This is a genomic window from Pseudoalteromonas rhizosphaerae (assembly GCF_028885455.1).
Taxonomy (GTDB): domain Bacteria; phylum Pseudomonadota; class Gammaproteobacteria; order Enterobacterales; family Alteromonadaceae; genus Pseudoalteromonas; species Pseudoalteromonas rhizosphaerae.
Window position 1 is genome coordinate 4,922,053 of sequence record NZ_CP118496.1, and the last position, 22,948, is coordinate 4,945,000.

20 protein-coding genes, 2 rRNA genes and 1 riboswitch (1 of these 23 cut by a window edge) are annotated in these 22,948 nt (G+C 41.6%); of the genes, 11 read left to right on the forward strand and 11 right to left on the reverse strand.

Annotated features, from left to right (window positions below):
• Positions 1-45: 45 nt before the first annotated feature.
• The 3 genes from thiC to PVK79_RS21375 all read right to left on the reverse strand — a co-directional run bounded on the left by thiC (position 46) and on the right by PVK79_RS21375 (position 3,255).
• Positions 46-1,998, reverse strand: coding sequence for a phosphomethylpyrimidine synthase ThiC (gene thiC, locus PVK79_RS21365; RefSeq protein WP_220491364.1), 1,953 nt, complete (start codon positions 1,996-1,998; stop codon positions 46-48).
• Between the two features lie 168 nt (positions 1,999-2,166).
• Positions 2,167-2,278, reverse strand: a riboswitch (TPP riboswitch).
• A gap of 55 nt (positions 2,279-2,333) precedes the next feature.
• On the reverse strand, positions 2,334-2,735 hold the full coding sequence (locus PVK79_RS21370) for an META domain-containing protein (RefSeq protein ID WP_310736655.1): 402 nt from the start codon (positions 2,733-2,735) through the stop codon (positions 2,334-2,336).
• Positions 2,736-2,859: 124 nt separating this feature from the next.
• Positions 2,860-3,255 (reverse strand): acyl-CoA thioesterase, encoded by a 396-nt coding sequence (locus tag PVK79_RS21375; RefSeq protein ID WP_145234627.1) that lies wholly within the window; start codon positions 3,253-3,255, stop codon positions 2,860-2,862.
• A 120-nt stretch (positions 3,256-3,375) separates the two neighbouring features.
• On the opposite strand from PVK79_RS21375, the gene PVK79_RS21380 reads away from it, so the two are divergent.
• The gene (locus PVK79_RS21380; protein ID WP_257326409.1) at positions 3,376-5,469 is read left to right on the forward strand and encodes a TonB-dependent receptor; all 2,094 of its coding nucleotides are present in this window, start codon (positions 3,376-3,378) and stop codon (positions 5,467-5,469) included.
• A gap of 78 nt (positions 5,470-5,547) precedes the next feature.
• Here PVK79_RS21380 and epmA read toward each other — a convergent pair whose 3' ends face one another.
• Positions 5,548-6,522, reverse strand: coding sequence for an elongation factor P--(R)-beta-lysine ligase (epmA, locus tag PVK79_RS21385; protein WP_257324680.1), 975 nt, complete (start codon positions 6,520-6,522; stop codon positions 5,548-5,550).
• Between the two features lie 55 nt (positions 6,523-6,577).
• Positions 6,578-7,144, reverse strand: a complete 567-nt coding sequence (gene efp / locus PVK79_RS21390) for an elongation factor P (protein WP_145234620.1) — start codon at positions 7,142-7,144, stop codon at positions 6,578-6,580.
• Between the two features lie 40 nt (positions 7,145-7,184).
• On the opposite strand from efp, the gene epmB reads away from it, so the two are divergent.
• Positions 7,185-8,198, forward strand: coding sequence for an EF-P beta-lysylation protein EpmB (gene epmB / locus PVK79_RS21395; protein WP_182735674.1), 1,014 nt, complete (start codon positions 7,185-7,187; stop codon positions 8,196-8,198).
• 9 nt (positions 8,199-8,207) lie between these two features.
• Here the strand turns inward: epmB and PVK79_RS21400 are convergent, their stop codons facing one another.
• On the reverse strand, positions 8,208-8,417 hold the full coding sequence (locus PVK79_RS21400; protein WP_145234615.1) for a hypothetical protein: 210 nt from the start codon (positions 8,415-8,417) through the stop codon (positions 8,208-8,210).
• A gap of 71 nt (positions 8,418-8,488) precedes the next feature.
• On the opposite strand from PVK79_RS21400, the gene PVK79_RS21405 reads away from it, so the two are divergent.
• On the forward strand, positions 8,489-8,779 hold the full coding sequence (locus tag PVK79_RS21405; protein WP_145234613.1) for a prephenate dehydrogenase: 291 nt from the start codon (positions 8,489-8,491) through the stop codon (positions 8,777-8,779).
• A gap of 45 nt (positions 8,780-8,824) precedes the next feature.
• Here the strand turns inward: PVK79_RS21405 and PVK79_RS21410 are convergent, their stop codons facing one another.
• Positions 8,825-9,322, reverse strand: a complete 498-nt coding sequence (locus PVK79_RS21410; protein WP_145234611.1) for a DUF3016 domain-containing protein — start codon at positions 9,320-9,322, stop codon at positions 8,825-8,827.
• A 248-nt stretch (positions 9,323-9,570) separates the two neighbouring features.
• Between PVK79_RS21410 and galE the strand changes: the two genes are divergently transcribed.
• A complete protein-coding gene (gene galE / locus PVK79_RS21415) occupies positions 9,571-10,584 on the forward strand; it encodes a UDP-glucose 4-epimerase GalE (RefSeq protein WP_257324684.1) in 1,014 nt (337 codons plus the stop codon).
• A gap of 204 nt (positions 10,585-10,788) precedes the next feature.
• A complete protein-coding gene (locus PVK79_RS21420; protein WP_338052580.1) occupies positions 10,789-11,526 on the forward strand; it encodes a DUF417 family protein in 738 nt (245 codons plus the stop codon).
• Positions 11,527-11,660: 134 nt separating this feature from the next.
• Here the strand turns inward: PVK79_RS21420 and PVK79_RS21425 are convergent, their stop codons facing one another.
• Both PVK79_RS21425 and PVK79_RS21430 read right to left on the reverse strand, forming a co-directional pair.
• Positions 11,661-12,341, reverse strand: coding sequence for a Fe2+-dependent dioxygenase (locus PVK79_RS21425; protein WP_145234605.1), 681 nt, complete (start codon positions 12,339-12,341; stop codon positions 11,661-11,663).
• An 87-nt stretch (positions 12,342-12,428) separates the two neighbouring features.
• The gene (locus tag PVK79_RS21430) at positions 12,429-14,609 is read right to left on the reverse strand and encodes a TonB-dependent receptor (protein ID WP_257324689.1); all 2,181 of its coding nucleotides are present in this window, start codon (positions 14,607-14,609) and stop codon (positions 12,429-12,431) included.
• Positions 14,610-14,945: 336 nt separating this feature from the next.
• Between PVK79_RS21430 and PVK79_RS21435 the strand changes: the two genes are divergently transcribed.
• The 6 genes from PVK79_RS21435 to PVK79_RS21460 are packed head-to-tail and all read left to right on the forward strand — an operon-like array spanning position 14,946 to position 19,867.
• A complete protein-coding gene (locus PVK79_RS21435; RefSeq protein WP_257324691.1) occupies positions 14,946-15,710 on the forward strand; it encodes a DUF3450 domain-containing protein in 765 nt (254 codons plus the stop codon).
• The gene (locus PVK79_RS21440) at positions 15,707-17,017 is read left to right on the forward strand and encodes a MotA/TolQ/ExbB proton channel family protein (RefSeq protein ID WP_149983260.1); all 1,311 of its coding nucleotides are present in this window, start codon (positions 15,707-15,709) and stop codon (positions 17,015-17,017) included. The genes PVK79_RS21435 and PVK79_RS21440 overlap by 4 nt, the downstream gene beginning before the upstream one ends.
• A complete protein-coding gene (locus tag PVK79_RS21445) occupies positions 17,010-17,381 on the forward strand; it encodes a MotA/TolQ/ExbB proton channel family protein (RefSeq protein ID WP_145234597.1) in 372 nt (123 codons plus the stop codon). Before PVK79_RS21440 ends, PVK79_RS21445 begins: the two co-directional genes overlap by 8 nt.
• Before the next feature lie 4 nt (positions 17,382-17,385).
• The gene (locus PVK79_RS21450; RefSeq protein WP_182718359.1) at positions 17,386-17,790 is read left to right on the forward strand and encodes an ExbD/TolR family protein; all 405 of its coding nucleotides are present in this window, start codon (positions 17,386-17,388) and stop codon (positions 17,788-17,790) included.
• A 1-nt stretch (position 17,791) separates the two neighbouring features.
• A complete protein-coding gene (locus tag PVK79_RS21455; RefSeq protein WP_257324693.1) occupies positions 17,792-18,454 on the forward strand; it encodes an energy transducer TonB in 663 nt (220 codons plus the stop codon).
• Positions 18,455-18,481: 27 nt separating this feature from the next.
• Positions 18,482-19,867 carry a tetratricopeptide repeat protein gene (locus tag PVK79_RS21460; RefSeq protein ID WP_182735679.1) on the forward strand — a complete coding sequence of 462 codons (1,386 nt, stop codon included), beginning with the start codon at positions 18,482-18,484 and terminating at the stop codon, positions 19,865-19,867.
• 714 nt (positions 19,868-20,581) lie between these two features.
• Here the strand turns inward: PVK79_RS21460 and rrf are convergent.
• Positions 20,582-20,696 (reverse strand): 5S ribosomal RNA (gene rrf, locus PVK79_RS21465).
• 131 nt (positions 20,697-20,827) lie between these two features.
• Positions 20,828-22,948, reverse strand: a 23S ribosomal RNA gene (locus PVK79_RS21470); it runs 766 nt beyond the window's last position.

Here is a 22,948-nt window from a genome sequence, read left to right on the forward strand (position 1 = left end):
TAGCGAGCTTTTCACTCGCCAACTCTCTAACTCGCTAACTAGTTTTTAAACCGCTTTATGATAAATCTCTGAGCCGCTTTGTTTAAATTCGGCTGATTTAGCTTGCATCTCGGCTTCAACATCGACCATTTTGATCTCAATAGCATCACCTACGTTGTTAGGATCTATGCCTCTGGCTTCTAGATCTTTAGCGTATTCTCGTACTTCTTGGGTGATTTTCATTGAGCAGAATTTTGGCCCACACATAGAGCAAAAATGCGCTACTTTGCCAGATTCTTGTGGCAGTGTTTCGTCATGGTATTCACGAGCACGAACAGGGTCTAAACCAATATTAAATTGGTCATGCCAGCGGAACTCAAAACGCGCTTTTGATAACGCATTATCACGCTCTTGCGCTCCGGGATGACCTTTGGCTAAATCGGCGGCATGAGCGGCAATTTTATAGGTGATCAGCCCTTCTTTAACGTCTTCTTTATTTGGTAAACCTAAATGCTCTTTTGGTGTGACATAACACAGCATTGCACAGCCATACCATGCAATTTGCGCCGCCCCAATACCAGAGGTGATATGGTCATAGCCTGGGGCGATGTCAGTTGTCAGCGGGCCAAGGGTGTAAAAAGGTGCTTCGTCGCAATGCTTAAGCTGCTCTTGCATATTGGCTTTGATCATATGCATTGGCACATGCCCTGGACCTTCAATAAACACTTGTACATCGTGTTTCCACGCGATTTTGGTCAGCTCACCTAACGTACGCAGTTCACTAAATTGCGCGTCATCGTTGGCATCTGCAATTGAACCAGGACGCAGGCCATCTCCTAATGAGAAACACACATCGTACTGTTTCAAAATCTCACAAATATCTTCAAAATGAGTATAAAGGAAGTTTTCTTTATGATGCGCTAAACACCATTTCGCCATAATTGAACCGCCGCGCGACACAATCCCAGTGACACGTTTTGCCGTCATTGGAACGTAGCGTAATAACACCCCAGCGTGAATAGTAAAGTAATCCACCCCCTGCTCGGCTTGTTCAATTAGAGTATCGCGGAAAATTTCCCACGTTAGATCTTCGGCAACCCCATTTACTTTTTCAAGCGCTTGATAAATAGGCACTGTACCAATTGGCACTGGTGAGTTACGTACTACCCATTCACGAGTTTCATGAATATAACGACCCGTTGATAAATCCATAACTGTGTCAGCGCCCCAGCGGGTTGACCAGACCATTTTTTCAACTTCTTCTTCAATAGATGAGCTAACTGATGAGTTGCCAATATTAGCGTTCACTTTCACTAAAAAATTGCGCCCTACAATCATCGGCTCGGTTTCTGGGTGATTAATGTTGTTAGGTAAAATCGCACGACCACGGGCAATTTCATCACGCACAAATTCAGGAGTAATAAACTCAGGGATACTCGCACCAAACGACTCGCCTTGGTGCTGCTGTGCTAATAACTCTTTTTGAAGTTGCGCACGGCCCATGTTTTCACGAATTGCGACATATTCCATTTCCGGTGTGATAATACCTTGGCGAGCATAATGCATTTGCGTGACATTTTTACCGGCTTTAGCGCGGCGAATTTTTGGGAGATGCTCAAAGCGAATATGATCAAGGCCTTCATCTGCCATGCGTTGCTGAGAAAACTGCGAGCTGACTGAGCCTAAAATTTCAGTATCGCCACGGCTTTCAATCCACTGTTCGCGGTACTTATCCAGCCCTTTACGAACATCTAGAGTAAAATCAGGATCTGTGTATGGGCCTGACGTATCATAAACACGCAGTGGTGCATTTGATTCGTACACTGGGTTTTCATCGGTGCCACCGATAAAGGTATCACTCAAAGTAATTTCACGCATACCAACACGCACATTATCTTGCGTACCTTGTACATAAACTTTGTGTGAGCTTGGAAATGGTTGCCCAGTAAGGTTATAAATATAATCTGATGCAGCCGCACGAGTTTCGCGGCGAGACGGTTTATTTGATGTGTTTGACATGACTTACCTCATTGCTAAAAGGGTTGTCTTGTCAGATACTGCTGTGCGATAAAAAGCAACGCAATAGAGAGTAGCAAATGCTACATGGATCGTAGATTGGTGTTACAAAAAAGCACTACCAACCTTGGCAGCCACAGTGCTTATGCCCAAAACTGGCGCACAAGCACCCGTTTTAGGCAGCTTGTTCCCTACGCAGGTGTTAGCCTGATCAGGTTCACGGATCCCGCTTTCGCGATCTCAGCCTTTAAGTTAAAAACTCAAGGCACTCCGACAAGTAAAATTCTATATATTGTTCGCTAACGAGTGTACGTTAGATATTGCGAGCCTGCAAGAGATCAACTTGCAGGAATAAACGCAAATGTTTGCTCGCCATTTAAAACCAATTGCTGATCTTGAATTTGCAGTGGCACACCTTGCTTTAACGCATTTAAAAACTGCAGTTCAAACTCGTCCAACTCATCTCCGCATGATTTACGGGTCATGCCTAATTTATTCACAGTTAAATGGTTATCATTAAGCTGACCCTCACCAAAAAATTTATTACAACCGGCAAAACCATTGACTTGCAGGGCTTCAATAAAACTTAATGATGCTGAATATGATGCAGGGATCGCTAAACCATCAACCCGTGATAGTTGCCACTTAGTGTATTTTAATTGCTCACTGGTGACTGTCCCTGTCGATGAGCAGCCAATACATAAACCGATTATAAGCATCGGGATTGCTGCTAATTTCATGTAATTACTAACCTAAAACTCAATTGCAACATGATAACAATAAATAACAGTTTATACCGTTAATAATGCATGTTTTTAATGTAAAAAAATGTTCTAAGATAGTAAAAAAGGTGGCACCGGAAAATTACTCAGGCTTAAATAGTAGATCAACTTGATCGGGCAAAAATGGCCGACCTAGCTCATTCACCGCGGTGCCAATCACCAGTGCCTTTAACATCACTTTTTCATCATGCTTTCTTACCACGGTTTGTCGAAAGCCAAACTTTAAGCGACTAATACGCTCAGGCTCTACAGCGACATAAAACTCATCTCCGGGCATTAGTGATTGCTTATAATCCATCTCGCTACGCATTACGACTAAATTAATTTTATCGCGAGTAAGCTGAGCAAAATCAACCCCATTCGCATGCAAAAACTCATGGCGCGCATGCTCTAGGTAATTAAAATACACACTATTATTTACAATGCCTTGTAAATCGCATTCGTAGTCGCGTACTTTAAAGTCAACTTTAAAGGTCATATTTGTATTCCTTATTATGTATACTGTGCGCGTTTATAGCACATAAATATAACTGGTATCACGACTTTAATGAGAATAGTTGCTATCATGCAAGTCCTTAAAATGGAGTTAAGTAATAGAATGAAATTACGCCTGTCTTTAATTACTGCCGCGCTTTTACCTTTGATAAGCGCCCCAGCTTTTGCTGAAGATACTGAACTTGAAAAAATACTCGTCACCGGAGACTTTCAAAAAGAAAGCATTCAAACCCTTAGTGCCAGTGCCAGTTTATTTAGCGAACGCGAAATTAATGACCGAGGTGCTAGTTTTCTAGACGAAATGCTTGCCAGTGCTGCCAACGTAAATTTTACCGCTGGTGCTTCTCGTGGCCGTTACATCCAAATTCGAGGGGTTGGTTTACGCTCACAATTTGTTGACCCTATTAACCCTTCTGTTGGCTTAGTGATTGATGGCATTAATTATTCCGGCTTAGGTGGTAGTTCATTACTGTTTGATGTAAACCAAGTTGAGATTTATCGCGGTCCGCAAGGTACTCGCTTTGGTGCTGATGGTATGGCTGGTATGATCCAAATGGAATCAGCCGATCCAACTTTTGATCCAAGCGTCAAAGTGCAGCTAGGCGCAGGTAACTACAACAGTTATGAAGCGGGTGTTGCCGCAGGTATTGGTATTACAGACAGCACCGCAGTGCGCGCTAGTATTTATCAACGTGAGTCTGATGGTTATGTTGATAACCTATATTTAAACGAGTCAACACAACAGCAAGATGAACTGGTTAGTCGTTTTAAACTACACAGCCAACTTACAGATCATCTTCGCACTGAATTAAGTGTTCATTATATTGATATCAATAACGGCTACGATGCATTTACGCTTGATAATAGCCGTAATAGTGTAGCCGATCACCCAGGCCAAGATAACCAAGAAAGTATCGCGGTAGGTCTTGCCAACATCTACACTGGCTTTGATTGGTTTGATGTCAGTTTAAACTTATCAGGTATTGATAGTGATTTAGTTTATAGCTTTGATGAAGACTGGGTATGTAACGATATTAATAAGTCGCAGTTATGCGGTGCAGGACTACACCCCGATGGTTATAGCTCAACCGATAGCTACTTTCGAGATCGTCAAGACCAGGCTGCTGAACTGCAATTTAATGGCAAAGGTGGTAACTGGGTTACGGGACTTTATTATCAAGCCCGTAATGTTGATTTAGAACGCCAATACACTTGGCTTGCAGCTCCATTCGCTTCAACTTATGAAACTAGTAATACCGCAATTTACGGCCAACTAGCAACGCCGATTGGTAATAAAACCACCTTAATAACAGGCTTACGCGTTGAGCAATACCAAGGTGATTACACCGATAATAATGGTTTTATTGAAAGTACTGATGATGTGATGGTCGGTGGTAAACTTGCCCTTGAGTATCAAGTCATTGACCGTACCATGATTTATACCAGCCTAACTCGTGGTTATAAAGCAGGAGGGATTAACTCTGAAGCACTCGCCAAAGCGAAAGATGACGGTTTAAACCTTGATGCTGATTTCTTTAAAAACCACACTAGTTTCGCACCAGAGTACCTATGGAGTGGTGAATTTGGCGTTAAAGGTAGCTCTTTAGATGAAAAATTTATTCTGCGCTTAGCGGCCTTTTATATGTATCGCGAAGATATGCAGTTAAAAGCCTGGAAAGTGGAAGACCAAAAGTTTACTGGTTATATTGATAACGCCAGCTCTGGAGAGAATTACGGCCTTGAAATTGAAGGCAGTTACCAATTAACTGATGACTTATTTTTCACCGGTAGCGCTGGTTATTTACATACTAAAATCAATGACTTTGTCGCTCAATCTGGTCTAGATCAAGATGGTCGCGAGCAATCACAAGCGCCTAAATACCAGTATGCATTCACGGCTCGCTATAACTTTACTGATGAGTTATTTGCTACAATCGGCATTGAAGGTAAAGATAATTATTACTTCTCAGATAGCCACAACTCGCAGGCACCGAACATTAATTTAGTTAATTTAACTACTGGTTACGAGGCTGAGCAATGGTCAATTCGCGCTTGGGCACGTAACGTATTTGATGAAGAAGTACCTACACGTGGTTTTGAATTTGGTAACGACCCACGCGAAGGGTATGCAACTCACACATACACTCAGCTTGGCGAACCAATGGTTGCCGGCGTCACATTTATCTACGAGTTATAAAAACGAGTTTCAAGGGATAAGTTAAAAGGTAAAAGCTAGATTACTTTTACCTTTTCTTAACCTTGAATCTTGAGCCTTTTAAGCCCTACCTACATCAAACGCGATGACTTCTTTTATGGTGTTTTTTTGCGTTGCTAACATCACTAACCTATCAACCCCTAATGCTACTCCTGCGCATTGTGGTAAACCATGCTCAAGAGCGGCGATTAAACGGGTGTCCATAGGCACTTGTGTTAAGTTATTCGCTTTGCGGTATGCATTATCTTCAGTAAAACGTTTAGCTTGCTCCTGTGCATTGGTGAGCTCATTAAAACCATTCGCCAGCTCCATGTTCTGATAATAAAGCTCAAACCGCCCAGCGACTCTAATATCATGCTCACAAATACTCGCCAGTGCGGCTTGCGATGCAGGAAAATGATAAATAAAACAAGGTTTTTGTTGGCCAATTGTTGGCTCAACTTTCATACAAAATAATAATTGTAGTAACGTATCACGATGGGTTTCATGCTTAGCGATATCAGCAAACCCCTGTTCACAGGCAAGTGTTTGTAACTGTTCAATAGTGGCACTGAGCGGATCAAGTCCTAATGCTTTGGTAAAAGCATCTTGATAGGTTAAACGCTCTGCAGGTGGAACATTTAAGATAAGCTGCATTAATTCATCAATTTCATCCATCAGCGTAAACTCATCAAACCCAGGGCGATACCATTCCAACATAGTAAACTCAGGATTATGATGGCTGCCCGCCTCTTCGTTACGAAATGCCTTACAAATTTGGTAAATAGCACCACTGCCGGCTGCCAATAATCGCTTCATGGCAAATTCTGGTGATGTTTGTAAGTAAAGCGGTAAGCCTTTAGCGAAACCGGGGCCAATAAACTGCGTTTTAAAACTCGCTAAATGAACATCAGTAACACTCGCTGCACTTAAACTAGGCGTATCAACTTCCATAACGTGGCGTTGGTAAAAGAATTCCCGAATAGTGCGTAAAATTGCGGCTCGTTGTGCCAAAGTATTTACTTGTGCGCTTGGTTGCCAAAGATCTGCTGACATATTTTCTCCAAAAAAAATCCCAGCTTAAGCTGGGATTTATTAAGCTATATTAAAGTTACTTAACACGGCTTACATATTCGCCGTTACGGGTGTCGACTTTAATTACTTCACCGATTTGTACGAATAATGGTACACGCACAACAGCACCAGTACTTAGCGTTGCTGGCTTACCACCAGTACCTGCTGTGTCGCCTTTAAGACCAGGATCTGTTTCAGTGATCTCAAGCTCTACAAAGTTAGGTGGTGCAACAGCTATTGGATTGCCGTTCCACAAAGTAATAGTACATACATCATTTTCAACTAACCATTTACCAGCATCGCCAAGCGCTTTTTCATCAGCTGCGATTTGTTCAAATGTTTCGTTATTCATGAAATGCCAAAACTCACCATCAGTGTAAAGATACGCAAGATCGGTATCCATTACATCAGCACCCTCTACTGACTCACCTGATTTAAAAGTTTTTTCAAGTACTTTGCCAGAGATAAGTTTACGAATACGAACACGGTTAAACGCTTGGCCTTTACCAGGTTTTACCATTTCATTTTCTAAAATACTGCAAGGCTCGCCGTCCATCATAATTTTTAGGCCGCCCTTGAACTCGTTGGTGCTATAATTCGCCATCGTTTCCTCTATCTAATAATTTCGAGTAATCTACCTACCAATGATACAAAGAAATGAAGCAAATTTGCATATAAACTGGCAAAAAGAATTAGCTAATGTTGTTACTTGCCCACGCACCTTGCTAGAAATGCTAGGTTTATCAAGCATGGCCGACGAAAAAGACCTCAAAGCACGAGCTCTTTTCCCGGTACGTGTGCCTGTGCCTTTTATCAAAAAAATGCGTTATGGCGATATTAATGACCCATTACTGCTGCAAGTCATGCCGCGCCACCAAGAGTTTATCGCTAAAACAGGTTTTGATAAAGATCCATTAAAAGAGCAAAACAACGCTCAACCAGGATTATTACACAAATATAAATCCCGAGTTTTAGTGATGTTTAAAACTGGTTGCGCCGTTAATTGCCGTTATTGCTTTCGTCGCCATTTTCCATACCAAGAAAATCAGCTAAATAAACGCAGCTTAATTGCAGCGCTCGATTACATAAAATCGGATGCTAATATTAACGAGGTGATTTTAAGTGGTGGTGATCCGTTAATGGCCAAAGACGACGCAATTAGTTGGTTTATGGATGAGCTTGAACAATTACCACAAATTAAACGAATGCGAATTCATAGCCGCCTACCGGTGGTGATCCCATCTCGCATTACTGACCAATTGTGCGAACGTTTTGCAAAGTCTCCACTTAAAATTGTGTTTATTAATCACATTAACCATGGCAACGAGATTGATGATGATTTTAAAGTGGCAATGCAAAAACTCAAAAAGGTAGGTGTCACATTGCTCAATCAAGCGGTGCTATTAAAAGATGTAAATGATACCAGCGAAGCGCAAGTCGCATTAAGCGAAGCGTTATTTGATGCCGACGTACTGCCTTATTATTTATATTTACTTGATAAAGTTGAAGGAGCGAGTCATTTTGATATCGACGAATCACAGGCACGCAAAATCATGGCCGAAATGCTTATCGCATTGCCAGGATTTTTAGTACCAAAGCTGATGCGCGAAATCGGCGGTCAAAAAAGTAAAACGCCGATTGACCTCAAGCTTTTATAAACACAAGACTTAAACGTATACGTTAACGTTATTGCCAAGCGAAGCTGTAACTGATTTTGCTGGCGTTTGTGCAGCGCTCGAACTAGCGGCACCTTCAATAAGTGCCAGTGCTGCTGCACCATCCGCTTTTTGCTGTTTTTTTGCCAATGCTGCGCTGTATACTTCGCCACTTTGACCCGCGCCACTCATGGCCGGTAGATTTCCACCTGATATATTCATAGCTCATACCTGACTTTTTAGCTTATTACCCGTATTATATCGGCATTGCGGTCTAAAGCTTTAGGAAAAAAATGGATTCAATTATTGAACAACTCAATGCCAACTTAAAAATTGTTTATCGCCAGTCTCTTGACGCAGATAAAAAATTAGATGAGTTGCAACAACAAGGCTTAGGTAAATTTACAGCGTTATTTCCTGCCGATGCTGGTTTTACCTTTGAAGCAAAACGCTTCAAACCTTATGTATTAGATGTAGCTGCAGATGTAGAAAGCTTAAGTTCAGAAGGTTTTAGTGAAGAAAAGCTAAAAACCACTGTTATTAAATTACAACAGTTACTGCAATTACTCGCAACGTTCAAGTAACTATAAAAGCGCTATCATTAAACTGTAGCGCTTTTTACTCTTAATTTAGCTTGGGGTAACAACTGGCAGTAATTCTTTATCAAACCAATCAGTGATCAAACGTTTATCATAGTAAAACTGTTCATCACGGCCCATTTTAATTTTATCCATAAAGCCCATATCTTTTAATTCGACTTTATCGCTTTGACTAATCACGTTACCGTCTTTATCAGTAACCGAATATTGAAACTCAATGCGTGGAAAATAAATTGGTTTTACAATACGTAAATCATTCATACCGCCAAAGCGTACATCACCGGCTAAATCCAGCTCAGTCACTTCAACATTAAACTTATATCCTTCGGGCAACTTTTCTGCCAGTTTATTAAAGTGCTTTTCAAAACTGCTAGCTACATGTTTATGGTATGAGCCTTTAGGTTCATTTGAAGGACGTACATCACGGTAGTCATTGAAGTCTTGCCATTTAACGACAGCTTCTCCTGCTTGAGCAAATACAGGCAGTACAACTAACATAGCCATCGCTACTTTTTTAAATGTATTCATTGTCTATCTCCAAAATGCCCTTGGGCTAATATAGTTGAAATAATAGCACTAACAACTTAACTATAGCTTAATACTATTTAGTCTCATTGTTATCATTTATGTAAAATATGTAACCAGACACCAGTTAACTATGATTAATTGATACCGTAACATCATGGAACAACAAAAAGATCAGATAAAGCATGTATTGAAGTGCTATTTATGATGAAATTACAACTATACACCTTCACCTTATATATGGAGATTTCATGACAATTTTAGTAACAGGTGGCGCGGGATACATAGGCTCACACACTGTTGTTGAATTATTACAACAAGATAATGATGTTGTTATCATTGATAATTTAAGCAACTCGAGTGTGGAATCACTTGAGCGTGTAAAAAAAATCACTGGTAAAACTGTGCACTTTTATCAAGGTGATATCCTTGATAAAACATTTTTGGCCAGCGTTTTTGCAAAACATACAATTGAGAGTGTTATTCATTTTGCCGGTTTAAAGGCTGTCGGTGAATCAATGGTGAAACCCATTGAGTATTACCAAAATAACGTGCAAGGTACGCTGACTCTCGTTGATGCTATGCGCGATGCAGGTGTGTTTAAACTCGTATTTAGCTCATCGGCAACAGTATATGGTGATCCAGCAAGCCTGCCAATTCAAGAAGATTTCCCGGTAGGTGGCACTACTAATCCATACGGCACATCAAAACTGATGGTTGAAATGATGTTACAAGACATCGCTAAATCAGATGAGCGCTTTGCATTTGCAATTTTGCGTTACTTTAATCCCGTAGGTGCGCACGAGTCAGGCCTAATTGGTGAAGATCCCAATGGTATTCCAAACAACTTATTACCTTACATAGCGCAAGTGGCAGTGGGTAAATTAAAGCAGCTGGGTATCTTCGGCAATGACTATGATACGGTTGATGGTACTGGTGTGCGTGATTACATCCATGTTGTTGACTTAGCGCTTGGTCATTTAAAGGCACTTAATAAAATAAACCAAGATACCGGTGCACATGTTTACAATCTTGGCACCGGTAATGGTTATTCGGTGCTACAAATGCTCAACGCATTTAGCAAAGCCTGTGGTAAAGATATTCCGTATCAGGTGTCACCTCGTCGCCCAGGTGATATTGCAGCTTGTTATGCAGCGCCTGAAAAAGCCCTTAGTGAACTTGATTGGCAAGCAGAGCGTGGTATCGATGTGATGATGAAAGATACGTGGCGTTGGCAAAGTAACAACCCAAATGGGTATAAATAGCTAAACTTAAACCAGCTTCAATAAGCTGGTTTTTTTATATTTTTTGAAATAAAAAGTCTCGTTTATCACTCTTTTACAGTATCTATATTTAATCACCTATCAAAAATGCAACCAACCTATACTCGTTACAGTATTCATTCACTGCTAATTATTAGCTTATCGCTATTGGGTCTTAGTCTCTTATTAGGAGCAGAGGTAAATAATGTGCATGCTATTTTCAATTTTTATCAATTAGCCAATGTAATCCCTGAAACTGGGCAATCAATACTCGCAGGAGTGGCTTTTTTAGTAACCGCTTTATTTATTATTTTAAGTTTAAAACAATCACGTTTTCAGACCCCTGCTTTTGTTAGCCTGATCACTGTTGCCGTTATACCGCTTGTTACCTTATTAAATGAAAGCCGCTGGATGAATGACTTAGGTGGCTTCCCAATTATAGGCTCTGGGCAAGGTATAATTAAGTACACCGCACTTGTTTCTCTCGCTATTTACCTTTATAAACCGCAGCGCTTGTCAGCTCAAGGCATGGTAATTTTGAACTTCTTTCCTGTTGCATTAGTGCTTATTTGGATTGGTGGTATGAAATTTTACGAGTTTGAAGCAAATGGAATTATATCACTGGTATCAACCTCTATTTTTATGTCTTGGTTATATACCTTATTTTCAGTGCAAACAGCGTCTAATCTAATTGGTGCGTACGACATCTTTTTTGCTTTAGCACTCGCTTTGGCTATCATTAAAAAGCATCCATTAGCCATTTATGTTGCGGCTCTTGGCTGCAGTGCCGTATTTTTAATGACGCAGACATTTTTATTCTCAGCTGAAGGAGCTTTTGACAGCTCAACACTACTTGCAAGATTAGGCCTTTTTGTTATTAAAGACTTATGGTTTATCGCAAATTTACTGGTAATTGTTAGCTTTGCAAAAAAAAGTCTTAATTAACTACTATTTCAATAACATATTTAATAATGTGCATTGTAAGATCTAAAAAGCACTATCACTTAACCAATCGTGGTAGCGCCTTATAAATATATACTTTTATATTTTGAGTTTAAATACACATCACTACAACCTGTTTACGTCTGTGCCCATTGCCTTAATAAATTATGATACACACCAGTTAACCTAACAATCTCAGGGCTATCGCTGACTTTTTCGCGCAAGCTTTGAATCGACATATCCAACTCAAATAGCAAACCACGCTTTTCATCGCTATTAACCATGCTCTGCAACCAAAAAAATGAAGCTAAACGTCGCCCCCGAGTTACGGGAGTGACTTTATGTAAACTGGTTGATGGATACAACACCATACTACCTGCAGGGAGTTTTACTATGTGAGAGCCATAAGTATCTTCAATAACGAGTTCGCCACCATCATAGTCTTCTGGTTCGCTCAAAAATAACGTCATTGATAAATCCGTACGAATTTTCACTGGTGTGCCAGGTACTTGTCGAATCGCATTATCAACATGAATACCAAACGATTGGCCACCTTGGTAACAGTTAAATAAAGGTGGAAAAATTTTTGCAGGCAACGCCCCTGACATAAATAGATCACTGCGAGCCAGAGCGCCCATAACTATATCACCGAGCTCTTTGGCTGCAGCGCTTTGCTCAGGTAATTGTAAGTTATTTTTGGTCTTAGTTGATTGATAACCTGCGGTAACACTGCCATCAGTCCATTGCGCGGCCAATAAAACATTACGGCAATAAGCGACTTCATCAGCACTGAGCAAGTCTGGTATTTTTAATAGCATGGAAGTTCCCAAATCTTAAAAAAACAGGCTAATAAGCATTAACCTGTTTAATAAGCTTTAACCTATTCAACAAACATTAGTTTGTAATTAGAAAGAATAACTAGCCGTTAGTGTAAAATAACGACCTTGACCAGGAATAAAGTGTCCGCCACCTAGTTTATCTTCATAATCTTCATCCGTTAAATTCTCACCATTAAACTGAATGCTTAACTGCTCAGTTGCTTGATAAGAAAGCATCATATCGAACAAAACATAACTATCGGCTTTACGACTGGTCGCTGAATTACCATTATAACGCTCACCAATATATTGTGCGCCAAAACCTGCAGCTATCGCGTCGCTAAAGTCATATCGAGCCCAAACACTGTAGCTATTTTTAGGTGCTCGAGCCAAGTTATGCCCAACATCACCATCAACCGTAGATTCAGTAACTTCGCTATCTTGATAGGTATAAGAACCGATAATACTTAATTCGTCAGTGATAATACCTGTTGCAGACAACTCTAAACCTTGCACTCGTTGCTCACCATCAAGCACTTCAACACCACGCTGATCACTATTAGGATCATCCACGCGCGCATTAGTTTTAACCGTTCTAAAAATAGCGGCACTGGTCATCAACTTATCATCAAGTAAATTCCATTTAGTGCCTAACTCATAGCTTTGGCTCTTCTCCGGATCTAACTCACTTGAATTACCACGAGTAGATACTGCAATGCCTTCAGCCGATGGGTTATACGAGTTACCTGCACCAAAGTAAATGCTGCTATTTTGACTTGGCTTATATACGGCAGATGCGTTCCAACTAGTCATGGTATCGCTAGTTGAGATCATTAATGCTGGATCCTTGTAATCATACTGATAATCGCTATCGTACTGCTCTGAACGTAAACCCGCAGTTAATTGCCAATATTCATTAAATGTAATTGTATCGAATGCATAAATTGCACGGGTTTTAGCAACCGCTTCAGTACTAGTGCCATCACGACCATACTCACCAGTGTAAGGTAAATAAGCATCTGGGTTGTATAAATCATTCAGCGCTGGTTCGTTCTTTAAATTATCAGCTACCAATGCAGTTACATTCCAACGGCTAAATGTCTCGTTAGTTAATTCAACACCAGTAACCACATTATGTTTTACACCAGCAAAATAGTACTCACCAACTAAATCAAGTTGCAGTGTTGCCAATTCATTGCGCGTATCACGATTTTTAACGTCGCTCATTCTGATATCAGTTGTTTTTTTTACATCAATAAAACGCGGCGCTGTTACTGTATCTTTTCGCTCTACACGGCCAATGCGACCTTGGGCACGTAGCATGGTTGTTTGCGACAAGTCATACTCGTACTTTGCAGTTGTTGAATACGCTTCGATATCTTCAAAATCACGATATACGTTACCGTAAAAATTAGTGAAATTCACCGGTGGCGCTGCATTTTCGCTACCAGCAAGTTCAGCAACAGGGCTAGAACCAACCCACGGAATACCGTAATCAGACATATTATCTTGATTCTGATAATCAGCATTAAGATTAAAACGGCTATTGGTTCCTAAACCAGTCGCAAACGAAACCGCGACTGCTTGTTTTTCTTTTTCAACATGATCACGCCCAGCAACATCCCCTTTATCAACCAGTAAATTGACACGTAGCGCTGATGTTTCAGCCACTTTAAAGTTACTATCTATTTGCGCGCGGTAATCACTCTCTGTGCCTAAACGCAGCGAAGCATCATTAAATTCATCCAACGTCGCCGTTTTTGTAGTTAAGTTAATACTACCGCCCGTTGAACCTCGACCTGTTGTTGCTGAGCTTGGGCCTTTTGCAACTTCGATTTGCTCAACGTTATAAGTATCACGGTCGTACCCGGCAATATCACGAATACCATCGATAAAAATATCATTGGCAGCACTAAAACCACGAATAGATAAACTGTCACCAGCTGGCGCACCGCCTTCACCCGCCGCCAATGAAATACCCGAAACATTACGTAACGCATCTTGCAAACTATCTACATTTCTATCTTTCATCACAGCTTTGTTAATAACCGTTATTGATTTTGCAGTATCAACCAACGGCTGGGTGTTCTTTATTGATGATGATTTTTCAACTTTATAGCTTTGTTCCGATTGCGTTTTTGCTTTGGTTACTGATAGCTCTTGTATATTTTCAGCTCCTTGAGCAGACGCCCAAGTTGATAAAGTTGCGGTAACAAAAGCAGCCAGCGGTTTTATATAAGTTCGGCGTTTATTAGTCATTTTACCCATTTTAGCTCCATTAGCAGGGAACTTGCTAACACGTTGTTTTTGTAGCAAGTCATTTAAGCACGTTGATTTAAGTTCGGCGGAATCCTAGCACCGAGTAATATTAATGTAAATGCGAAATGTTATCACTTGTATTATTTTGTCAATCATTGTACTATTTTTCACACTTTTAAACTTACGTAACGCGACTGTAAATGCACAGTAAACTTGGGTGCATGAGTGGCGTGAAAAATTAAGTTTAAGCGCTTAAAAATCAAGGTTTTTTAATTTTATAAAGTTAAAGCCAGAGCTTGGCTTTGTACTGTAAATGGTTATTACTTTTAGGGCATTACTTAGCATATGCAACGTTGTATAAAATCTGTTGGGGCAGTTATTTTACTAAGCTCATTCTCAAGCTTAGCTGATCCGGTTAGCGAACTTGAAAACCTCGTTAATCAGTGGTTACAAATAGAACAACAAACTAGTGAGTTAGAAACACATTGGCTAGAAAAAAAAACCTCGATGCAACAAACATTAATATTACTTGATGCAGAGCAAACACAACTCAAACAGCTAAACCAAAATCGTCAAAAGAACACCTCTGAGCTGGCAGAAAAGCGCACTGCGCTAATTAAAAAACAAAGCCAGCTTGAGACCGATGAAAACGCGCTCAATAGTCAATTAATCCAGCTCAGCCAGCAATTGCGCTCACTGCAAGTACAATTACCTCCCCCATTACTGGCGAGCTGGCAAAGTATTGGCGATCTAGATAACGAAAGCCTAGATGCGAATGAAAAGCTACAAATTGCTTTAAAAATGCTTGGCCAATTGGCTGATTTTCAAAACCGAATTTCAATTCATGAAATGGCAATCAGTAATAGTGAAGGCAAAGAAATATGGGTAAAACAGCTTTATTTGGGTGCCGCACAAGCATGGTTTGTTAGTAATGATTTAAGTTATGCGGGCATTGGCTTCCCTTCTGAGTTAGGTTGGCAATGGCAATTTGATACTGAAATTGATGGCGAGCAAATTGCCCACGGTATCGCTGTACAAGAAAAAAAACAAGCAGCTCACTGGCTTACCTTGCCTGTATTTAGCTATGCAGCTAAGGAGCTGACGCAATGAAACGATTCTGTACTTTTTGGTTTGTTACACTACTGAGTTTTAGCCAAGTAGTAACAGCCGCGACTGCGGATGCTGCCAAACAACAATTGCTAACGGATATTAAAACGGCGCAGAGCGTTTTAAATAAAGCACAACAGCGGATTGCCAAACAGCAAACAACTATGGCACAACAGATATTTGAAAAACAGCAAGCACTTAAAAAAGAGCGTGAGCAAGCGACACTCAATCGCCGTTTAGCTGATGAAGACACATTGAGTTTAACCCAGCTACAAACACGCTTAGATAGCTGGCAACAACAACAGCAATATCGGCTAAATTTACTCAACCGATTTACTCGTCAATACGCTCAGCAAGCGCAAAGTAAAAACGATCAACAAGCACTTTTGAATGATGTAGTCGCGGTGATAGAGCAGCAAACCGCGGCATTATATCCAGAGTTTAAAAAACAAAATATAGTATTGAAAAATGGCGAACTGACCGCAGCTACAACATTACAAGTAGGTCCCGTGGCTTGGTTTAGTGTTGCACAGCCAAAACTAACCGGCCTGCTTTCATCAGCAGCTAACGTTGCAGTACCAAAAGTAGCTATAGTTCAATCAAGTGATGAGAATAACCCATTTGATATTGCTTACTCACAAGTAAATACAAACTCAGCTAAGGTCGCAGCTTCTTTAACATTTGATCCAAGTTTAACCCGCTTAGTTGCCAGTCAAGCGCAACAAGAAGGTGCAGTTGAACATCTTGAAAAAGGTGGCTTATGGGCAATCCCTATTATTTTATTTGCATGTTTTGCATTATTAATTGCGCTATTCAAGGCATATCAATTATTTAGCCTTAGTAAGATCAAAGCTGTCTCGACGCTGACTTTACAAACTGCGTTTAATCAACCTGAGCAACACAGCTTCAGCGGAATGCAAGCAACACTGTTTCAACTCTCTGTTGATAGCAACATAGGACAAATAAGAGATGACCAGTTATTTAATCAGCTGATGCATAATAAACACAAGCTTGATAACTACATTGGCGCAATCGCGATCACAGCATCGGTAGCACCGCTACTGGGCTTATTGGGCACAGTCAGTGGCATGATTGAAACATTCAAAATGATGACGTTATTTGGCTCAGGCGATCCAGAAGTGGTATCTGGTGGTATTGCCCAAGCTTTGATCACTACCGAGCTTGGCCTCGTTGTTGCCATACCAGCATTAGTACTCAATGCGCTACTATCGCGTAAAGCTAAAGCCTATTACACCCAACTTGAAGCGTTCGCACTGCAACTTAGTCAACTTGAGGTGAAAAATGTTTGAGCAACTGTTCGATAATTTTATCTGCTGGCTTATCATCCTATTAGCGCTATTTGTTTATCAGCTCATTTGGCACGATATCCTGCATTTAAAACAATATAAACTGCAACGCCAAGGTTACTGGCACGACGTCAGCTCTATTTTGACCGCTGCGCTGCCATTACTTGGTTTATTAGGCACCATTATTGGTTTACTCGATACATTTAAAGTGATGTCGCAAGGCGAAAACGAATTAATGAGCGAAGCGATAAGTAATGCTCTACTCACTACACAACTGGGGTTAGTCTGCGCAATTCCTGCATGGCTGATGCAAGCTTACTTGCTGTACGTAACACGTAACAGTGCTATCCAACAGCAAGCGAGCTAAGCCAATGCAAGCACGTTTAAAACAACGCCTAGAACAACAATCTGCGCATCATATTGATATGTCACCACTATTAGATGTGGTATTTATACTATTGATTTTCTTTATTGTAACCACCGTTTTCGTTCGCGAAAGTGGGGTCGAGGTTGATAAACCGCAAGCCGTCTCAGCAAGCAGATTAAAGCAACAAGTTATTTTTCTTGCCATAACTGATAGTCAGCAGGTTTACTTTGACGGTAGCCAAATTGGCGTGGCCGGTGTGCGCAGCAGCGTAGAGCAAATGCTAAAACAACAGCAAAGACCAGTAGTGATCCAAGCTGATAAAACCGTACCAACTGAGCTATTAGTAAAAGTAATAGACGAAGCAAAACTTGCTGGTGCAGCAACCGTTAACTTAGCGACCCAGCAATAATATGCAAAATAATATACTCGCATCACAACCTGCAATAGCTAATAATCGTCATCCGTTTTTTGCTTTTATGTTGAGCCTAACGGTACTTGCATGCGCATTAGTTTTACTTTGGCTTGGGCAAATTGCTGAGCACGTTATCAACGACAAAGTTATCGTTCGCGAAGTTGCTTTAGTGCCACACCCTCCACCTCCGCCACCAACCGTGACGCAATCAGCTGTGACAGAGCCGATGCAAAGCCTCGTTGTCGAAGGTGCGGGTGCAACTATTCAAGCCATTAATATAAAAATTGAAAGTAAAATTTCGCTTAGTAAACCAACCCTTGCAAATATGCCAATTGCGACTCCTGAATTTCAATCTATCGAAGTTAATTGGGATGCCTTTAGCTTAAATCAACTAGATGGTTTACCCACGCTACTCACTCCCGTAAAAGCAGTATTACCTAAAAAGTTAACTCGCCAAGGTGTGAGTACCTTCATCGTGAAGCTCGATGTTTTTATCGATGAAAATGGCCGATTAAGCTTAATTGATGTTATACAAAACCCGTACCCTGAGCTAAAGCCTGAAATAGATAAGATCATTAAGCAAAGTCGGTTTAGTTCACCAAAAAAAGACGGTGAAATAGTGAGAGCCAGATTTATTTGGCCCATTGAATTTAAACCTTAGTAAAGCCAGTATTTAAGTGAAAATACAATGAAAAGATTAACAACAAAAAAATGGTTAACGTGTTTAGCTATCGTGCCATTAACCTTTTATATGACTGCCAGCCAAGCAACCTCATTGCAGGTAAAACTACAGCCAAGCGATCCACACTGGCAGTTGCTGATCAATAATAATTTACTGAGCCCAACAGATATAAAAATCGAAGCTAATGAACGCAGCTTCGCCCAGCAACTAAAACCACTATTACAACAAGGTAACTACCAAGCTGTAGCTGATCTATTTACACAACGTGAATTAGGTAACGATAGCCCTGCGTTACAACTTTTACGTGGCCAAGTTTTGTTAACCTTAAAACAGTTTGCAGGAGCTGAGCAGGCGTTAAAGGCTAGTTTATCAAGCATGCCAGATTTAGTTAAAGCTCATCAAGGTTTAAGTCTGCTCTATATGCAGCAAGGTAATTATCAACAAGCACAGCCACATCTAACCCGCTGTATTGAACTTGGCCAAGCTGATGCGCAAGTCTATGCGCAACTTGCCTATATTCATGTACAAGCTGAGCAACCTTGGAGCGCAATTGCAGCTTATCGTCAGGCATTAATGCTTGAGCCACAGCAAGCAGAATATCAACAAGGGTTACTATTTTCACTAATTGCTGCAGGCGATCTAGGTCAAGCCCAAGCTCTGCTAAAAGAGCTATTAAATGCATCCCCTAACAATCCAGATCTTTGGCTACAACGTGCACAAATTGCCTTACAACAAGACAACAATAAACAAGCTTTGGCAAGTATTGAAGTAGCTTTAAAGCTGGCACCTAGCAATGCAAGTAATCAATTACTTGCAGCACAACTTCACCTTACACAAGGTAGCTACTCACGCTCTGTTGAATTGTTAAGTAATGCATTAGCAAGCACTCAGCCAGCTCAAATAGCAGAAGCTAGCGAGATTAGTATGCAAACCCTAAATTGGCTTATCGCACAAAAAAAATGGCAGCTAGCCAAGCAGCTCGTTTCGCAACTAAACCCTTTTATAAATAAGTTATCAAAACAATCCCGCGCAGAGTTTTCAGTTTATACCGCTCAGCTAGCAATTGAGCAAGGTAACTTTAAACAAGCTCAAAAGAGTTTACATAAAGCATTAACAATCGACCCAAATCTTGGCGATGCACTGTTAAGCCTGGCAAATATCTATCAGCAACAAAACCAACTGACACAAGCAAGGTTAATGTATGTACGAGCACAAGCTTTACCTGAGTACCAACTCTCTGCATGGTTAGGTCTCGCGCAAATTGAAATTGAAAATAAAAACTACAAAGAAGCATTAAGCCAGCTTAAAAAAGCACTTAACGCTAACCCACAAAGGCAAGATTTACTCTCCAACATTCGCGCTCTTGAAGGTCTGATCCAACGAGAAGGTTAATAGTTAACAGATTTATACCAATCGTGTTAAGTTACTGACCATTTATAGCGACAGATAAATACAGTGATAACAAGGCGTAATTTTCGACATGTAGTTGTTTTACTTGAATAAATTATAACGCAGTTAGCACTTTATTTAGCTCGCTAGAATGGTTAAATATTTAAGTCGATTGGCATAAACTACCCATCAACGATCACACCGTATGACGTCCCGCCTGCGTCGCTTTTGATATTAATTCCCATGTGTTGCGTCATGAAATCTTTATTGACGATAGGGCACTCAGCGCTTCTGTTTTACTATTACTTGGGCACACTACACCAAATAAGTATCCATACTCAAATTGCTTTAAAGGTAGATGCCCTGGGATGTGAAGGAGCGTTTGTTTGATGAATAGGAATAATACACATGCCGTGGAGCATAGGATTGCAAGAGCGGTCACTACTGAGTTCGGCATGGGGTCTTGGCTTGGTGTTTTAACTTTGTTCCAGACGTAAAAAAGTCCGACTATTGCTAGTCGGGCTTTCTCAATTTGGAGCTTGGTGATGTCATAGTGCCCACAGCGGTAGAGAGCCACATAGCAAATGTATAGAGTCGGCATTAGGCGCTTATTCTTTTCCTTTAACCTGATGCCTTTTACCTCGAACCTTTATTTTTACTTTATGCCAGACAACAAAAAACCCGTCACATCGCTGTAACGGGTTTCTCTTATTTGGAGCCTGGCAATGTCCTACTTTCACATAGCAAATGCTACACTATCATCGGCGCTGTTTCGTTTCACTACTGAGTTCGGCATGGGGTCAGGTGGGTCCAAAACGCTATTGTTACCAAGCAAATTTGGTGTTAATCGCGTTAGCAATTAACTAAAATTTGGAATTCTGATAATAAAGTTTTCAGTAAATCTACTTTAGTCTATTAACTTCTTGCGCTATCAACTATCACATAAAACGCGTTTGGCGTTGTATGGTTAAGCCTCACGGGTAATTAGTACAAGTTAGCTTAACATATCACTATGCTTCCACATCTTGCCTATCAACGTTGTAGTCTTCAACGGCCCTTCAGAGACTTTAAAAGTCTAGTGAGAACTCATCTCGAGGCCTGCTTCGCGCTTAGATGCTTTCAGCGCTTATCAGTTCCGAACGTAGCTACCGGGCAATGCCATTGGCATGACAACCCGAACACCAGCGGTTCGTTCACTCCGGTCCTCTCGTACTAGGAGCAACCCCTCTCAATTCTCAAACGCCCACGGCAGATAGGGACCGAACTGTCTCACGACGTTCTAAACCCAGCTCGCGTACCACTTTAAATGGCGAACAGCCATACCCTTGGGACCGACTTCAGCCCCAGGATGTGATGAGCCGACATCGAGGTGCCAAACACCGCCGTCGATATGAACTCTTGGGCGGTATCAGCCTGTTATCCCCGGAGTACCTTTTATCCGTTGAGCGATGGCCCTTCCATTCAGAACCACCGGATCACTATGACCTACTTTCGTACCTGCTCGACGTGTCTGTCTCGCAGTTAAGCTGGCTTCTACCATTACACTAACCGTACGATGTCCGACCGTACTTAGCCAACCTTCGTGCTCCTCCGTTACTCTTTGGGAGGAGACCGCCCCAGTCAAACTACCCACCAGGCACTGTCCGTAACCCCGATTCAGGGGCCAACGTTAGAACATCAAAACTACAAGGGTGGTATTTCAAGGACGACTCCAACAAAACTAGCGTCTCATCTTCTAAGTCTCCCACCTATCCTACACATGTAGGTTCAATGTTCAGTGCCAAGCTGTAGTAAAGGTTCACGGGGTCTTTCCGTCTAGCCGCGGGTACACAGCATCTTCACTGCGATTTCAATTTCACTGAGTCTCGGGTGGAGACAGCGTGGCCATGGTTACACCATTCGTGCAGGTCGGAACTTACCCGACAAGGAATTTCGCTACCTTAGGACCGTTATAGTTACGGCCGCCGTTTACCGGGGCTTCGATCAAGAGCTTCTCCGAAGATAACCCCATCAATTAACCTTCCGGCACCGGGCAGGTGTCACACCGTATACGTCATCTTGCGATTTTGCACAGTGCTGTGTTTTTAATAAACAGTCCCAGCCACCTGGTCACTGCGGCTCCAATCAGCTTAGGGAGTAAATCCCATCACCAATCGGAGCGTACCTTCTCCCGAAGTTACGGTACGATTTTGCCTAGTTCCTTCACCCGAGTTCTCTCAAGCGCCTTAGTATTCTCTACCTGACCACCTGTGTCGGTTTGGGGTACGATTCGGTATAATCTGAAGCTTAGAGGCTTTTCCTGGAAGTATGGCATCAGCAACTTCATCACCTTAGTGACTCGTCTCGTGTCTCAGCCTAACAGCAACCCGGATTTACCTAAGTCGCTAGCCTACTCACTTTCACATGGACTACCAACGCCATGCTTGCTTAGCCTGCTCCGTCCCCCCATCGCAATTATACCAAGTACGGAAATATTAATCCGTTTCCCATCGACTACGCCTTTCGGCCTCGCCTTAGGGGTCGACTTACCCTACCCTGATTAACATGGGATAGGAACCCTTGGTCTTCCGGCGTGCGGGTTTTTCACCCGCATTATCGTTACTCATGTCAGCATTCGCACTTCTGATACGTCCAGCATACCTCCCGGTACACCTTCAACCGCTTACAGAACGCTCCCCTACCACTCAGAATAAATTCTGAATCCGCAGCTTCGGTGCATAGTTTAGCCCCGTTACATCTTCCGCGCAGACCGACTCGACCAGTGAGCTATTACGCTTTCTTTAAAGGATGGCTGCTTCTAAGCCAACCTCCTGGCTGTCTGGGCCTTTCCACATCGTTTCCCACTTAACTATGACTTTGGGACCTTAGCTGGCGGTCTGGGTTGTTTCCCTCTTCACGACGGACGTTAGCACCCGCCGTGTGTCTCCCGGATATTACTTTACGGTATTCGGAGTTTGCAAAGGGTTGGTAAGTCGGGATGACCCCCTAGCCTTAACAGTGCTCTACCCCCGTAAGTATTCGTCCGAGGCTCTACCTAAATAGATTTCGGGGAGAACCAGCTATCTCCCGGTTTGATTAGCCTTT